The following is a 238-nucleotide window of genomic DNA, read 5'->3' on the forward strand; positions in this document are numbered from 1 at the left end:
GCCCTCGCCGACCGTGTCGAGCGCGCGGCATCCGGACCGTCCCGATTCCTGCTCGGGATCGCGGGGAGCCCCGGCAGCGGTAAGACGACGCTCGCCGCGGCACTCGCCGCCGAACTGAACACCCGGAACCCGGGCACGGCGGTGGCGCTGCCGATGGACGGCTTCCACCTCGCCAACGCCACCCTCGACCGACTCGGCCGCCACGGTCGCAAGGGCGCGATCGACACGTTCGACGGCT

1 protein-coding gene is annotated in these 238 nt (G+C 73.5%); it reads left to right on the forward strand.

The window, feature by feature from the left end; genetic code table 11:
- On the forward strand, positions 1 to 238 hold a 238-nt coding region (locus tag ACZ3GY_RS24765; RefSeq protein WP_465912471.1), incomplete at both ends, for a zeta toxin family protein.

Source organism: Pseudomonas sp. PME37.24/006, assembly GCF_055556635.1.